Source organism: Cryobacterium sp. MDB2-A-1 (assembly GCF_004402675.1).
Classification (GTDB): Bacteria; Actinomycetota; Actinomycetes; order Actinomycetales; family Microbacteriaceae; genus Cryobacterium; species Cryobacterium glucosi.
The window spans coordinates 1-13,560 of sequence record NZ_SOFK01000010.1; the positions used below are offsets into that span (position 1 = coordinate 1).

At 61.6% G+C, this 13,560-nt stretch carries 12 protein-coding genes and 1 riboswitch; of the genes, 6 read left to right on the forward strand and 6 right to left on the reverse strand.

Annotated features, from left to right (window positions below; genetic code table 11):
• Positions 1-260 precede the first annotated feature (260 nt).
• The gene (locus E3O39_RS01295; RefSeq protein WP_134446420.1) at positions 261-470 is read right to left on the reverse strand and encodes a hypothetical protein; all 210 of its coding nucleotides are present in this window, start codon (positions 468-470) and stop codon (positions 261-263) included.
• A gap of 381 nt (positions 471-851) precedes the next feature.
• Here E3O39_RS01295 and E3O39_RS18840 point away from each other — a divergent pair, with 381 nt between their 5' ends.
• Complete coding sequence (locus E3O39_RS18840; protein WP_166787260.1) at positions 852-1,016, forward strand: DUF2207 domain-containing protein; 165 nt, start codon at positions 852-854, stop codon at positions 1,014-1,016.
• Positions 1,017-1,320: 304 nt separating this feature from the next.
• Here the strand turns inward: E3O39_RS18840 and E3O39_RS01300 are convergent, their stop codons facing one another.
• The gene (locus E3O39_RS01300) at positions 1,321-1,608 is read right to left on the reverse strand and encodes a hypothetical protein (protein ID WP_134446421.1); all 288 of its coding nucleotides are present in this window, start codon (positions 1,606-1,608) and stop codon (positions 1,321-1,323) included.
• Between the two features lie 390 nt (positions 1,609-1,998).
• Positions 1,999-2,072, reverse strand: a riboswitch (cyclic di-GMP riboswitch).
• Between the two features lie 1,219 nt (positions 2,073-3,291).
• Between E3O39_RS01300 and E3O39_RS19800 the strand changes: the two genes are divergently transcribed.
• Entirely contained in the window at positions 3,292-3,516 is a 225-nt protein-coding gene (locus E3O39_RS19800; protein WP_134446422.1) for a hypothetical protein, read from the forward strand.
• Positions 3,517-4,005: 489 nt separating this feature from the next.
• A complete protein-coding gene (locus tag E3O39_RS01310; RefSeq protein WP_241984949.1) occupies positions 4,006-4,650 on the forward strand; it encodes a GntR family transcriptional regulator in 645 nt (214 codons plus the stop codon).
• 207 nt (positions 4,651-4,857) lie between these two features.
• Here E3O39_RS01310 and E3O39_RS01315 read toward each other — a convergent pair whose 3' ends face one another.
• Positions 4,858-5,220: a hypothetical protein gene (locus E3O39_RS01315; protein WP_134446424.1), complete on the reverse strand. Its 363-nt coding sequence runs from the start codon at positions 5,218-5,220 to the stop codon at positions 4,858-4,860.
• Between the two features lie 581 nt (positions 5,221-5,801).
• Between E3O39_RS01315 and E3O39_RS01320 the strand changes: the two genes are divergently transcribed.
• On the forward strand, positions 5,802-6,011 hold the full coding sequence (locus E3O39_RS01320) for a hypothetical protein (protein WP_134446425.1): 210 nt from the start codon (positions 5,802-5,804) through the stop codon (positions 6,009-6,011).
• 574 nt (positions 6,012-6,585) lie between these two features.
• Here E3O39_RS01320 and E3O39_RS19325 read toward each other — a convergent pair.
• Together E3O39_RS19325 and E3O39_RS01330 are read right to left on the reverse strand one after the other, a co-directional pair.
• Positions 6,586-6,792 (reverse strand): hypothetical protein, encoded by a 207-nt coding sequence (locus E3O39_RS19325; RefSeq protein WP_134446426.1) that lies wholly within the window; start codon positions 6,790-6,792, stop codon positions 6,586-6,588.
• A 441-nt stretch (positions 6,793-7,233) separates the two neighbouring features.
• Positions 7,234-7,887, reverse strand: coding sequence for a Pr6Pr family membrane protein (locus E3O39_RS01330; RefSeq protein WP_134446427.1), 654 nt, complete (start codon positions 7,885-7,887; stop codon positions 7,234-7,236).
• Positions 7,888-8,378: 491 nt separating this feature from the next.
• Between E3O39_RS01330 and E3O39_RS01335 the strand changes: the two genes are divergently transcribed.
• Positions 8,379-8,669: a hypothetical protein gene (locus tag E3O39_RS01335; RefSeq protein WP_134446428.1), complete on the forward strand. Its 291-nt coding sequence runs from the start codon at positions 8,379-8,381 to the stop codon at positions 8,667-8,669.
• Positions 8,670-9,041: 372 nt separating this feature from the next.
• Here the strand turns inward: E3O39_RS01335 and E3O39_RS01340 are convergent, their stop codons facing one another.
• Positions 9,042-11,264 carry a bifunctional diguanylate cyclase/phosphodiesterase gene (locus E3O39_RS01340; RefSeq protein ID WP_166787261.1) on the reverse strand — a complete coding sequence of 741 codons (2,223 nt, stop codon included), beginning with the start codon at positions 11,262-11,264 and terminating at the stop codon, positions 9,042-9,044.
• A gap of 673 nt (positions 11,265-11,937) precedes the next feature.
• On the opposite strand from E3O39_RS01340, the gene E3O39_RS01345 reads away from it, so the two are divergent.
• Complete coding sequence (locus E3O39_RS01345; RefSeq protein ID WP_134446430.1) at positions 11,938-13,533, forward strand: serine hydrolase; 1,596 nt, start codon at positions 11,938-11,940, stop codon at positions 13,531-13,533.
• Positions 13,534-13,560 lie beyond the last annotated feature (27 nt).

Sequence of the window (13,560 nt, forward strand, 5' to 3'; positions counted from 1 at the left end):
TCAACTACGCCGGTGGTGGGGCTGAACGATACGAATCACGCATCTGAACAGTGGGGCTCACTCGCACCAGAGGTGGTGCCCATCGAAGCCAATATTCACGTAGGCGTAGAGATGGAGTCTGCACGTTGCCGGTCTGTGCGGATTCCGATCTTGAAGACCTGGTGGATTCAGCTGGTCATTGCAACACCTGGTGGATTTGTTGCTTCCGGCCTGCACGCGTCTTTGCGGAGGGGACTTCACTTACGAACAGTGAAGGCCGGTCAGAAGCGTGAGTTTTCCGATTCATATGCGATCAAGGTGTGCAGATCGACTCCGAAGAGGGCCACAAGAGGCCAGAGCGCAATCGCCGCCACGCCTTCCAGGACGTTGTTGGGAACATTCCATGCCACGAGGTAACCGTGGGTGGCAGCAACCACGACCCCGATGACCAGATACACGATCCCGACCAGACCAATTCCGCGCCTGCCCATTTTGCGCCTGCCAATTCCGCGTATCGTCGCTCATCTGCCACTGCGGGTGTGATGACACAATAGTCGCGTTGGGGTCCTTCGGGGAGGCTTGGGCTCTTTCCGATTCGATGTTCCGAGGGCGGTGCGGGCGGGGGTGTTCGTGCAGCACGGGTGCCGCCGACATGTTCGCAATAGGAAACCCATCCCATGCCTGTGCCACCCGTGAGTGTCGGTGGGTTTTAACGCCGTGAGTGAGTGACTCGGACTTTAAGTCACTTCGTATATCTCCCGGTCGTCCCGCGACGATCGATCGCGCTCCTTACCCGACGGGAATGCGAGGCCGGTACCGCGGTGATATGCTCGGCGCATCATCAAGCATTGGTGAGATGAAGGGTCGTCATCATGAATCTCCTGCTTATTGTCATCGCCGTTATTGCCGTGGTCCTGCTGATTACGGGCGGTTTTGTCCAGTCTCTCCAGTTCCTTCTCTGGGTGGGCATCGTTTTGGCGATCATCGCTGTGATCCTTTTTCTCGCGCGCTCCATCTCCGGACGACGTGGCGTGTAGCACCAGCTGTACCCAGTGCCTGCGAGGGCCGCTTCGCTGTGCCGACTGATGAAGTCACGACAAGACGCGTGAGTGTCAGGTGCGCGAATGCTTGTTGGCGCGACAAGTTGATCGGGATTCCGCCCCGACCGATCAAGCCCAGGCCTCCAAGGATGACTAAATAGCTGTTAACGCCAGCAAGAAAGTTCTACATCAGGTCTGCCAGTTTCGCGCAGTCAGTGCCGCGATAGGCCGTGCCCGGCGGACCGAGGACTTCGACCAGAGAACGGTGGCGAGGGCAGTTCGGGACGCCGGCAGTATCCGGCTAGCTGAATGCCTTGTTCGTTGTCTCTGAAATGCTGCAGCCAGGAATGCTGGACGGCGAGTTCACGAAATACGATATTGCCCCCTTCAGACTGGGAAAGACGGCGCGTTCAACCGAGTTAAGGAATTCCATCACCTCAAAACTGCCGTGGTTCTTCGAAATGAAGCCAATCAAGCAGAGAGCATTGTCTGGAGCAATGCGGCGGTCAATGACTCTCCACTCGCAACCGGACAGAGCGCGGACTTCAATGTCGTCTGCCGTTCGGGCCTGCAATCGGCCTGCGATCATGATGCTTCCTCCCATCATTTTCTCTGTGACGCTCGTGCGGCCGCCTGATGGTTTTCTGGGCCGTTGAATGGTGTGCCCATCTATCACGGCAGGGCCCGATGGTGCTAGCCGCGGAGGTCATTCTTCGCATCAGGTCACAGTTACTACGAGGACGGCCGCCACTCCTATCAGTCCACCGGCTTGCGGTGCCTGGGGTCAGGCTGTTGAGGTTCTTCTGTGACTGTGTTGATCGGCCGGGCGACTGCCGGGGCGGAACCAAACCAGAGAATCTTGGCTCTTGGTTCCACTGAATCTTCCGGAAGGACCAGTGTGGGCTCAGGGCGCGTCTCGGGCACGATCGGTTTGACGGATGTGAGGAAGGGGAAGCTCATTTCGCGTAGGTCCTAGCCATTCGGTAGGCCGGCTGGCCCGAGGGTCCCGTGCCTTTGCGACCCCGTCTCACGGCGGGTGTGCCTTGTGCGATGGACGTTGACACCCGTCTCGCCGGCGGCCGGTAGCCACCTGACTTGAAGGTAGCACTCTCGGTCCGACGCGGATGGCCCCCGAAAGGGGTGGGCCCTTGGTCCGGATTCTCGAGGTCAACCGCTTCATAGCGGTCTCCGGGAGGTGGGAAAGCGCACGGGACCCGCCGGAGGAGTATCCGCTGTGCACGATGCCGAGACCCAGGAGCGCACCGATCGTTTTCCGGTGAAGCGGTGCCAGGGTGACGCCATCGATACCGGCCACGATCGGAGTTGCAGTGGCGTGGTTGCCCAGCCGCCCGGAGGCGGCGGCGTCGAGTTGGCGGACACAATTGGACAAGAGCGCCCGCGGAAATGCACCGAATCGTCGGCACGTCGGTCCGGTGAACAGTTTCCACAGCGTGCCCTGACGCAGCACCGCTCTCCATGGAGTCCTCCCCGGTGAGTATCCCCGCGACCAACGCCCTCATGGGAACCAACCGGGCGGACGATACGAGGTTTAGGTCATTCAGGAATCGGCTTTGTCGCCATGAACGCTGCCGCCCAGAAATCCATCGGATTCACACCTGGCGCGCCCGGTTCAACCGCCACTCGCCAAAGCACGACCATCGAATACTCGCTAGGGAAAGTGGACGACACCACAGCGATCGGCTGACCCACCTCGGGCCGATCCGGTCGGTACAGGCACAGATGCTGGCACTATCCGCCACCTCGGAACGGGAAGCACATGACCGCATCAAGACACAGTGTTAGCAGCGCCCATCGCTTACCCCTAGTTCCGGAAGTGTCGACGGGCGCAAACGAATAGTACTTCGCGGGCAGCACATGCACTCACTAACAACCTCCATGCCGCGCCGACCGGGTGAACGGGGGGGGCTAGGAGGCCGCACCCTGAATTACTACGCTCTAAATGAGACGAATCACTCTGAGGGAACCCCGATGGCAACGATGTGGACGGCCGTTACCCTCCGGGGTAACGACGCTCTGAGCCCGACGTTTGTGGTTTTGGTCAGACGGGACGAGCGCGGCCTAGTTCCCACGGTCCTCATCAATCCAATCGACACCGCCGGCCGCAGACTGCCCGGCATCTGGCTAAGCCAAGATCCTCACCCCGCTATATACCGGCGTCTGTCAGAGAGTCACTCGCTCTAGAAGGGCGCTGATCAAGTTTTGGCGTTGGCTTGGCGGGTTAGGTCGCTCTTTCAAGCCTGGTCGCCCGTCGATGTCCGCTGATGTGATGGCGTTGGTCATGGTGTCGCAGAGCCCGAACAATTTCTCGGACCGGGATGCGGCCGAAGCCGTGATTTTTTATCTGAGTTGGAGGGCGGCCTGCGGGTGCGCGTTCGCGGGGACCCGTGGACGGCGTGACCACGAACTGCACGCCTCCTCTGGTGTATGTGTCAATGGCGTGAAGTTAACCCGCAGCCGTCGGCCCCCAAATAGGTGATGCGCTACCGTGACAGCATGAATCTTCTATTTTGCCCGAACTGCGACAGCAGCGTCGTGCACGGACCGTATTCCACTGTGGTCCAGCCCGGAATGCGCACTTGGATCGACCAGTGCTCGAAGGAGGACTGTGAGTGGGAAAACGCTGGGATAGACCTGATCTAGCGATAGGCCATGGCCACATGCGGCGCTGAGCTCTCCCCACACCGATGCAGCTGATTCTGAGGTAGAACCGACGGTGACTTTTGGCCTCGTCAGGTCGCGCAGTCATTCCCTCGAGAGTTTGGAACGCCGGCCCCAGTCGCTGTGGCTGGCGCGGCGATAGTTGCCTAAGTGAGGCCCTTGGGTGATAATCGGCTCACCCGAAAATAGTCTGTGTGCCCGGATTGTGGCGCGCAGGTTTGTGAGAAATGGAGACGCCATGGCGTCAGCGCGGACTGCAGAGATAACACGTGGTGCGGAGGCGGTGACGGGCGGACAGGCCGCGTTCATGTACCTCCGGCGTCGCATACTTTCAGGTGAGATACCCGCACGTACAGTACTCCGGGAGCAGTCCTTGGCGGACGAGTTGGGTCTCAGCCGGACCCCTGTCCGAGAGGCCCTGCGTCGTCTGGACGAAGCCGGCCTTGTTGACTTCACGCCCAATAGAGGGGCGACGGTCGTCTCCTGGACACAGGAACAGGTACGGGAGACGTATTGCCTGCGCGCGGGCCTGGAGAGCAGGGCCGCCGGTTTGGCTGCCACCCGCATAAGTGATGAAACTCTCGAACAACTCGCTGAACTCATCGTGTCGATGGACGAATTCGTGCTTGCGAGTGACGATGAAGGAGTTACGCGACTTGGCGAACTCAACGCCAAATTCCATCACACGATCGTGGCGGCGTCCGGGAACCAGCCGCTCATTCAACTGACAGGCTCTGTCGGACGCATCCCGATGATGGCGCGTGTCTTTCGACGCGATGGCGAGCGTTTTCGGGCAAGCAGCAATCATCACCACCGCGACATCCTCACGGCGCTTCGGTCACACGACGCCCTCTGGGCCGAAGCAGCGATGCGCGCTCACATCCTCGGCGCTCGGAACGCAATCATGGACTGGGACGGCTCGGATCTCGACGCAGATCGCGACACTGCATAGCCGGACGCGGATAGCTGTTTGGGGGAGTAGCGCGGCGCCTAGCAGCGGAGATTTCTCGGTCAGCTCGGTCGTGATTTCGACACGTCGAGGGATGCCACAGGTCTCACTGCGACTGAGGGGTCAAGGACGGCCTCGTCCGATCAGGACCTCAAATGGTGAGCTGTTTCAGTGCGAACATCGGGCATGACTGGTAGATGTTGGCCGGAGTTAGTAGACGTCGTCCCAGTGGTCCTCGGTCGACCAGCCTGCTGACCTTGATGCCACTGCACGCGTGACGGTGCTTTCAGCCCTGAACTCCGAAAGGAGAGAGTCGATGTGGTCGCGAAGGACGGATACGGCATAGTGCGTCTCGGGTTCGTCACCAACGGCATTCTCGGGAATGCTGATGAGTTCACTGCCGGGGGCTACGAGAAGGTGAATGAGTATTTCGCTACCGTCTGCGCTATAGGACGGCACCTCCACTACTTCAGATTTGTGCTGCTCTGTGAGCGCTGCGGCGAATTCTAATAGCGCATCCGCAACAGCATTTGTGGTTAGGAACGTCGTTCCGCAGTACGACATTCTCTTCACAATTCCCCCGATTCATGCCCTGGAGACGCCAACCCAGCGCACAAGCGAAATGTTAGGGCATTTTTGTGTCGGTGACCAGTATGATTTTTGGCTCACGCGCCATCAGGTGCATGTGAAGACGATAGCTTCACGCGAGCCTGCGACTTGTCGAAACAGCGCACGCAATCGCCTTTTTCAGGAGGGTCGTCTGGTCAATTTGGGTTTCCGGCTAGCGGCTCGAAAACTGTTCGTATTCTTGCCGCGCCCTTTCCAACCTTGTTCGCGGTCGACGTGAGTCAGAAGTGCACTTTGCCTTCGAATGCGTGCGAATAGGCATGCGTGGTGTCAGGCGAAGTGCGGAGATCGAAGGAGGCGTTGGTGTGGGCCTGATATCTCACCGATACGCACATCATGTCAACCCGGTTGCGCCGGGATAGATACGAGTTCAGGGTGTGGGAATGAGACGTATTATGTTCGGCGGTGCTTCGTTCCTGACGGCAGATCGAATCGCAGACTCCCTCGTCAGTCTCTTGATCGTGCTCAATGCCAAACATAGGTCTGCAGTCGCGTCAATCCCGGTGGTATTGATCGGGGGCGCAGTCGTGACAGCGACACTTCTCCTCGGGCCGACAAGCGCTTTCGTCGCTATCCCGGAAGAATCCTTCTGGCCTGAACCCGACGCCGCGGAGGCCGTTACGCACCTTGAGTTTCTCGGCCAGGCGGCGTCCGCACCTGGAGAGACCGGGTATTCGGAGACGATTGCGGTCCCTGCCTACGAATGGGGTGACCCGGATGTGCACGAATTCTGGTGATGCTGGACGTCAGTAGAGGGAAGGTGTACCCCGAAAATGGTCACTCCCAGGAGGCCGCGCGACGTTCCGGGAGCAGCCGGAGTGATGACCCGCTCGACGAAGCTGAGAGCGGTCGCTTGGCTGGATACTGCCAAGGCAGGGCGATGAACATCACGCGGGGGCTTCTTCTCACCGTTGGCTCGGCGCTTCCGGGGAAATCGACCAGCAAGGTGACGACGTTCAGGGCGAGCGGTGAAGGTATCCAAGGGTTTTGAATATCTTGTTTCCGCGCCCTGCGGAAAAGGCAGCCGCGGGTCTCGCGGCGCCTATTTTTGCGACTGCGCGCTTAACAGAGGCCCGAACCCGCGCCTACTTATCAAACGGGCGCGGGATGAGATCTATAAGTTGACACTCAGGACATAGTTGACGCACCCGGAGCCCGTATGGTGTCTCCACCGTCGCCACGTTCATCTCGTGGCCGCAGGCAGGACATACCGGTCCCTCCCAGGGGATGCCGTCATCGTCCATCGTAGGATTCTGCCTCAAATTGTGAAGTCCCTCGCCGACGGGCGACGGACGCTTTCGCTTCCCTGGACTAGCCGCGCAGAAGGTCGATCATGTGTTTGTCGTGTGCGACGAGAGCGGCCGTGACCCTCTTATCGATCAAAGCCGTGAGCTCCGCCATGGCTTGGTGTGCATACTCGTCCGCGCTGAGCTCCGTTGTCGACGTTTTGAAAACATTCTCCGACGATCGTGCTTCTATGTAGCGAATGATCGCGTCTAGCAATTCGCGATTCGGCATTTCCTATCCCCCCCCCCGAGCGTGGTTATTGATCCCAAACGTAGTCCCTCGTGGCATGGCTCGGCAACGAATGTTAACAGCCATGCCAGACTCGGAGCAGCGAGGCTAATCTCGACTCGCAAACCCCTAAGGGTAATCTGTGTGTAGACGACGGAGTCTTGTCGTCCACAGGGTGCGATCCAAGTCGCAATTTCACTGCCTATCCGCGCAGCTTCATTGGAGTCTTCAACGTCGACGACTTATTAAGACAGTTCGGTGCTGTTATCGGCAGAAACGACTCTTGACCATCCCAGGTCGCCCGTTCGCCTTAGTCCATTTCTATTGTCGGAGTCCAGAGCTGATATTCATTTTGACTCTCGTCAACCATTTTTTAGAAGACGATCTCAGCGATCGATGACTTTGGGTTTTGCCTTGACATAGAGCACAAGATGTTTGGTAGGCCTACGGCTTTATGATCCGCACACGGCTCAGTGAGAAGATAACAGCTCCGACGATTACGGTGGCGACGAAGATGACGATGGAATAGATCGCAACGCTTCCGTACCCAGTGGCGGGGTCGAGGAACGGGTAGGGCACCCAGCCGTCAGTTGCACCGCGGATGATGACGACGATGATCCAGAGCACCGGATAGATCAGGACGACCCAGAGTCGCTTCCACGCCAGGGCGGTGCGGTCGCCGAAGAGGATCCAGTCCAGTGCGGCGTAGATCGGGAATGCGACGTGGAGCACCCAGTTCGCCCACTCGAGTGAGACGCCTCCCTCTAGGCCGGCCAGGAGGAGGTTATAGACGATGCCGACGATCACGATGTAGGTCGTCGCGCAGGCACGCGCGAACATGAGAAGTCGCGTCTGTGTGCGGCCTATGAATGTGGTTAGAGCGGCGAGGAGCAGGATTACCGCGGTGATGATGTTGCTCTGCATCGTGAAGAAGCCGAAGAAGTTGAACGGGTTGATGTTCGCTCGCGTCGCTGTGTCGAAGAAGGTGGCCACGATGGCGATCACAACTAGCGCGACGATGGCCACTCGGAGGACGGCAAATAGGTATTTCCGTGATCCGGTCGATGGTTCCGTCTTGATATCGCTGGTTGTCGTCATGCTTCTCTCCCCGCTAGATGTTGTGCGTATGTATGAAGCATGAGCGCGATGCTGTCAAGCCTACGAGTATCCGGGGGCATCAGATAGATCGTACCGACCCTTTACTGACGTCATCGCCGAAGGCGATGCGTCGTCCAGCCAGCACCTCTTGCACGTGGTCCCAGGCCTCGTCGTCCACGAGTGGTTCGTGAGTGCCGTCGTGATGGGACGGGCGACCGGATGGGTCGAGCGGACTTTTTCGATGGCCAGATTGATCAACTGTTGTCGGGTTGTCGCGTCAAGCACCGCGCCATATATGCGGGGCTGGCTTGCCCTCCTCGGGGAATCTCTGGGCCCAGACGAACCGATCCACTGGTGGCCAGTCATCGCGCTCGCGCTATCACCGCTTGCCTTCCTGGCAGCCCCTGCCCTTCTGAACGACTTGCGCCTTCCCGAACTCATGACGCAGTCTCGCCGTTGGCAAACAAACGGCACGCCGGTAGAGACGGGCGATGTCGCCGGACCTGACTGCCGCCATTGCACGCGGCCAGGGAAACGAGATTGTGGCGATTCCAGCGCTCGGCGATGACGGCGAACCAATGGTTGTGAGTCTCGTTTTGGGCCCGACGAGTTCACTGATCAGCGTCCCGAAGGCGTGGAGTGAGCCAGTACCGGACTACACGGACGCGGTCGAAAGCCTTTGCACACTTGCCTACGACGCACTCTCGGCTGGGCCAGGGGGATTTTCAGAAGCAATCGAAATGACCGATTTTGAACTGTACGACCCGGACGACACAGGTTAGGTGGCCCGTGCATCACCAAGCTTGGCAGCAGGTTTACGTGACGCAAGTCCGTTTTGCGACCGGACAGTTCGAGCGGGCGCGGGATCCTTCCGATGCCTTCCGTGCCTCGCCGTGATTGAACAACGCGACGAGAGGGAGGATGGGTCCTTGATTCCTGCGCTGTTCACCCCTAGTCAGCATGCGCCACGGCGGCATCCAGCAACGGTTGAAGAGTTTCACGACCGGTTTATCAGAAGGTAGGGGTTCCTCGAAGAGCGGCGGCGGCGGGGGTTCACCCCGCAGGAGGCTGATCTCGCCCTGCGCGAGGCGGCGGTCGCACTCGGCGTTGTGCCCGGGCCGGCCGCGGTCCTGCGGCTCATCTGGTCGTGCAGATCAGTTGTTGATGCTCACGTGCTGGGTCGCGGCCTCGGCCCGGAGGGTGGCGCCGTCGGCCGCGATTACCTGGATAACGTCGGCGATCGAGAGCGGGCGGCCGAGCAGGAACCCCTGACCGTCGTCGCAGGCGAGGTCGAGGAGGTCGTTGAGCTGGGCGACCGTCTCGATGCCCCCACCGACCACGCTCATGCCCAGGCCATGCGCCATCGCGATGACCGCCGCGACGATCCCGCGCTCATGCGATGACACGGTCAGCTGCTCGAGCTTGACGACACCCACCGGGAACTTCGGCAACCGGGTGAGTGAGGTGTACGTCGCGCCGAAGTCGTCGACCGCGAGCTGGACCCCGAGGGCGGCGAGCGCCTCGAGGGTCCTGCGCGAGTCCGGCCCATCGTAGACCAGGGCTCGCTCGCTGACCTCGAGGCATAGCTGGCCGGGCGCGAGCCCGTGCTGCTCGAGGGTACTGCGGACGAGGTCCACGAAGTGTCGCTCGCGCAGCTCCCGACCCGAGACGTTGACGGACATCGTCAACGAGGCGATGTTCGGGTCCCGATCGGCGGTCCACGCCGCGAGCTGCTCGCAGGCCGTGTCGAGCACCCAGGCGCCGATCCGCACGATCAGGCCGCGGGCCTCGGCGACGGCGAGGAAGTCCGCGGGGCTGAGCGTCCCGCGCCGGGGGTGCTCCCAGCGGATCAGCGCCTCGAACCCGAGGACATGCTGTTCCGCCAACGAGAGCCGTGGCTGGTAAACGAGCCTGAACTCCTTGTTCTCCAGGGCAAGCCGCAGCTCGGCTTCGATTGCGGAGCCCTCGGCGGCCTCGATCGGCGCGAGCGGGTCGAAGATCTCGAACCGGTTCCGGCCGCCCTCCTTGGCCCGGTACATCGCCGAGTCCGCGTTGCGCAGCAAGCTCGAGGCATCGGTTCCCGGATCGTCGGTGACGACGGCTCCGACGCTCGCTGAGAGACGCAGAGTCAGGGTGCCGACCTCGAACGGCTCGGCCATGGCGTGCACGATGCGGTCGGCGACCTGCTCGACGTCGTCGGCGGTAGGTACCTGCTCGCACAGGACGATGAACTCATCACCACCGAGGCGGGCGATCGTGTCCGTGCGGCGTCCGGCCCGCTCCAGCCTGCGGGCGACCTCGATGAGCACGCTGTCTCCGACCTCGTGGCCGTACGTGTCGTTGACGTCCTTGAAGCGGTCGAGGTCGACGAAGAAGACCGCGAGCCGGTTCCCAGCGCGCTCCATGCGGACTAGAGCCTGACCCAGGCGGTCCGTCAGGAGGTGCCGATTGGCCAGGCCCGTCAGGGAGTCGTGCATGGCATGGTGGGCCAGGGCCTGCTCTGCACGCTTGATCTCAGTGATGTCCCGCATGGAGGTCAGCACCCCGACGAGGGCGCCGGTCGTGTCCCGGTCGGGTGACAGGGTGGTGTGGAACCACTTCTCGCCGCCCTGCAGGTCGCGCGCCGAGAACTCGATCTCGTCCGGTTCACCGGTCTGCAGCACTGCTCGCAATGCGGGCTCCCACATCGCGAGCAGACCTTGGTCCATCCCCGTCTCACGGTCGGTGCGACCGATCAGCTGCTCGAGCGTCGTGGCACGGGCGCGCTCACCGGCCGGGTTGACGTACCTGTAGCGCAGATCGCCGTCGTACTTCACGATCGCGTCGGTCGAGCCGTTCAGCACCGCCCGCAGCTGGGCCTCGGCCACTATCAGCCGCGCGTGCTCGTCGGCCGCCGCCTTCGCCATCCGCGCGACCTCCTGTTCGGCTCGCCCCTGGCGGGTGACGTCCCGGCTGGCGCCGAACGTGCCGACGATCGTGCCGGTGGCGTCGCGCAGCGGGAACTTGCTCGTCTCGACCCACGTGCCCGGCCGATCGACGAGCCGGTCGACCTCAGCCTTATCGATCAGTGGCTCACCGGTCGCGATGATGCGCTGCTCGTCGGCGAGGAGCTCCAGAGCGTGCGCCCGATCCGTCAGATCGAAGTCCGTCAGACCGACCAACTCCTCCGGCGTCCGGCCCGTGAGGGCCGCACACGCCGGACTGACCCGGATGAACCTGCCCTGCAGATCCTTGAAGAACACGATCGCCCCGGGGGCCTCGAGGAGGTTGCGGGTCCAGAACTCGCCCAGGTCCTCCTGGAGGCCGGGGTCTTCGGCGGCCTGAGGCGCGAGAGCGCCAGGGCCCTGCTCCGCACCGTCAGAGGTCCACGTGCTCATCACTTCACCAATCATCCAGTCGCGGAGCGCCTGAGGTTCGCGATCGCCGCAGATTCGCTCGTTGAGTAAGTCCTTTTGGGCTGGGTCCGCGTGGCCGCTATTAATGGCTGGCGGCGGGCGATAAACCCTTGGTGCGAACAACGAACTCAACACGCTGCCGACCATACTCTACGTCAAGCACCCGGCGTTGCGTCCCTGAGCGTGCTGTAACGGATCCCGGAGACCGTGTCGCCGCAAATGGCGACGGTCACCGCGGGATCCTTCGAGAACAAGGGGACGCCGGCCAGGGGTGACGGCCCAGATGGGACGCATTTCAGAGTTCGAATCCGTCCGGGGCACACATAGATCCCCAACAGACGGCGGCTTTGACGCAAGGTCATGCTGCACCCATCCCGCGTGATCACCCTGGTGTCTGCGCTCAAACCACGGCCATCTTGTTACCCGTCCGATCTGCACTGCGACGCGAGCCAGTGGAGGAACTTCATGGGCAGGAATCATTGGTGTGTCGGAGCACCGGGTGACGCGCGCGATGTCGGCGGGGGCGGCGGGGTGGCCGGAGCTGGCGACCGGGCGGACGGCGACCGAACTATCTAAATATCACTGATGTCCTGATGCACCAGCGGGGCGAGTTTCTCGCGGAGTGCCGTCACGACGCCGGGCTAGAATCACGCGCATGCGAACGATTCGCGAGCGCCGCCGATCAGTTCCCCTGTGGTGCGGCTTGATGAGCGCGGTCGTCCTGATCTCGTCGCTCGCAGGGGGCACGACGGTGTCCGCTCGCGCCACTGAATTACCGTCGCCCGGGTGGGCATCGGCGTCCGAGATCAATGCTTTTCTGCAAAAGGAGCGCGCCGATCTGAAGCTGTCGGGCCTCGCCGTGGTCGTGCTGTCTGAGGGATCGGTCCTATTCGAGGGGGCATTCGGCGACGCGACACCGGGCGGGCCCGCCGTCACGCTCAACACACCGTTCGTGCTCGGGTCGACGTCGAAACAATTGGCGGGACTCGCGATCCAACAACTCTTTGCACAGGGCAAGCTGTCTCTCCACGACACGGTTGGTACGCTGCTGCGCCGTCTCGGCAGCGAAAGCAGCCCCTTCGCTGACGTGACAGTCGCGGAACTCCTCAGCCACACGTCAGGAATCAGCACTGCCGCAGGCACGGCAGATGTGTTCGACCCAACGCCTGCGTTCACCTCACTCGGAACCGAGACACGCCATCTGTTGACGACCGCGTCGTCGTCGCTGGCGGGCACGAGGTTCGAATACTCGAATGGCAACTACACCCTGCTCGGATCGATCATCGAGGAGGTCACGGGGCAGACATTTGAGGCCGCCTTACAGAGCCTCGTGGCCCGGCCCCTCGGGCTCAACACGACCACGAGCGACCTCACAGCTGCCCAGGCGAACGGGCTAGCGCCGGGCCATTACACATGGTTCGGGATGATCGACTCGACAACGCCCGGCCCGCGCTGGCCGATGGGCGCACCATCCGCCTATACGAGCTCGACCGCGGTCGATCTCTCCCGCCTGCTCGAAGCCGAGCTGGGTCGGCCATCCGGCATCGACTCCGCCGTGTTCGCGGCCGATCACGTGCCGTTGGCCGCCGTCGATAAATACAGCAGGTATGCGAGTGGCTGGTACGTGCGCTCGTTCTGGGAATTACACGATGGTGACGAAAACTTCGACGACCCGGCCCTCCCGCTGATCTATGAGCACGATGGCGACACCACACGGGAAACCTCATACCTGGCGTTCTCTCCCGACCTTGGCTTCGGAGTCGTCGTGCTGAGCAACACCGGGCTCGGCACCGATTCGGGCCGATTCAGCGAATTCACCTACCAGCTCCTCCACACCATCGTCGGCACAACGGCGGCCCCGCATGTGGTTGATCCCGTTGTCGCCGCCGCGCCGATCATTATGATTGCGCTGCCCCTTCTCCAGCTGGCCGCTCTGATCCTTCTGACCGTCTCGTTCGTGCGCCGGCGCCTGGGCCGCCTCGCACGATCGATGCTGCGGGTCATCGCCGCGCTCGTAACAGTGGTCACATTGTTCGTCGCATTCGTTGTCGTACCGGAAAGGACGCACCAGTCCCTTTTCAATCGGGTGTGGTGGGCCGGAGTGCCGGACCTGGCGGTATCGACCGCGTCTAGCCTGTTATTCGCGACGGCGACCATCGCCGTGGGGGTCGTCGCGCTGATTCATGCGCAGCACAGGAGACGCAGCCTGTCTGTGAATGATCCCGCCGACAACGCATCCTGGAAGCAATAAGGAAACGGTTGCGGGTTCGAATCCCCC

Coding starts and splice junctions, on each gene's coding strand:
- E3O39_RS19325 (WP_134446426.1), bottom strand. CDS start 6,792: ATGCCGAATCGCGAATTGCTAGACGCGATCATTCGCTACATAGAAGCA.
- E3O39_RS01310 (WP_241984949.1), top strand. CDS start 4,006: ATGTACCTCCGGCGTCGCATACTTTCAGGTGAGATACCCGCACGTACA.
- E3O39_RS01300 (WP_134446421.1), bottom strand. CDS start 1,608: ATGATCGCAGGCCGATTGCAGGCCCGAACGGCAGACGACATTGAAGTC.
- E3O39_RS01295 (WP_134446420.1), bottom strand. CDS start 470: ATGGGCAGGCGCGGAATTGGTCTGGTCGGGATCGTGTATCTGGTCATC.
- E3O39_RS01340 (WP_166787261.1), bottom strand. CDS start 11,264: ATGAGCACGTGGACCTCTGACGGTGCGGAGCAGGGCCCTGGCGCTCTC.
- E3O39_RS01335 (WP_134446428.1), top strand. CDS start 8,379: ATGTCGCCGGACCTGACTGCCGCCATTGCACGCGGCCAGGGAAACGAG.
- E3O39_RS01345 (WP_134446430.1), top strand. CDS start 11,938: ATGCGAACGATTCGCGAGCGCCGCCGATCAGTTCCCCTGTGGTGCGGC.
- E3O39_RS19800 (WP_134446422.1), top strand. CDS start 3,292: ATGTCCGCTGATGTGATGGCGTTGGTCATGGTGTCGCAGAGCCCGAAC.
- E3O39_RS01330 (WP_134446427.1), bottom strand. CDS start 7,887: ATGACGACAACCAGCGATATCAAGACGGAACCATCGACCGGATCACGG.
- E3O39_RS18840 (WP_166787260.1), top strand. CDS start 852: ATGAATCTCCTGCTTATTGTCATCGCCGTTATTGCCGTGGTCCTGCTG.